Source organism: Desulfovibrio sp. SGI.169 (assembly GCF_050313595.1).
Lineage (GTDB): Bacteria > Desulfobacterota > Desulfovibrionia > Desulfovibrionales > Desulfovibrionaceae > Desulfovibrio.
In genome coordinates this window covers 1-715 of sequence record NZ_JBNPLS010000077.1, presented here as the reverse complement: position 1 = coordinate 715, position 715 = coordinate 1, and the positions used below count along the sequence as shown (strand labels likewise).

Sequence of the window (715 nt, the reverse complement as noted above, 5' to 3'; positions counted from 1 at the left end):
TTGGGGCTGTCCTAGCTAAGAAAAAAGAGCTAGGATAAGACCATGTATGAAAGACGCAGCAGACTAAATTATCGGCAACAGGCCGAACTCATAAAATTTTTTGTGGCTGGTGCCACGGCAAGGGCTGCCGGAGAAATGGTAGGAGTAAACCGTAACACAGCCAGATCCTATTTCATGCGTTTGCGACGTCTCATTGCTTCGCATCTCCCCAGTTATCGACTGTCCGGTGAAATAGAAGCCGATGAAAGTTACTTTGGAGGTGTAAGAAAAGGTAAAAGAGGACGGGGAGCTGCCGGAAAAATAGCTGTTTTTGGTTTACTGAAGAGAAACGGCAGAGTTTACACGGCAATCATTCCTGATGCCCGCACTGAAACACTTCTCCCCATCATCAAAGAACAGGTGGAACCCGACAGTATAGTCTATACGGATACATTTTCAGCTTACAATGCCCTGGATATCAACGGATTCCATCATCATCGCATCAATCATTCCCAGAAGTTTGCGGAACAGCATAATCATATCAATGGAATAGAAAATTTTTGGAATCAGGCCAAAAGGCACTTGCGTCGCTTTAACGGTATCAAGCCTGAACACTTTTACTGGTTCCTCAAGGAATGCGAATGGCGTTTCAATGGAGGCAATCATAAACAGCTCCTAACTCAGCTAACTTATTGGGTAAAACAAGCAAAACATTAGTCTTAACTAGGACAGCCCC

Annotated in this window: 1 protein-coding gene; it reads left to right on the top strand. The window is 44.5% G+C overall.

Annotation, left to right across the window (positions count from 1 at the left end; all coding sequences use genetic code 11):
- Nucleotides 1–42 precede the first annotated feature (42 nt).
- Nucleotides 43–696, top strand: coding sequence for an IS1595 family transposase (locus tag ACQRA4_RS13820; RefSeq protein WP_427823626.1), 654 nt, complete (start codon nucleotides 43–45; stop codon nucleotides 694–696).
- The last annotated feature ends 19 nt before the right edge of the window (nucleotides 697–715 follow it).

What these genes read in the sequence shown, in the direction of transcription:
- ACQRA4_RS13820 (WP_427823626.1), top strand. Translation starts at nt 43, where the DNA reads ATGTATGAAAGACGCAGCAGACTAAATTATCGGCAACAGGCCGAACTC.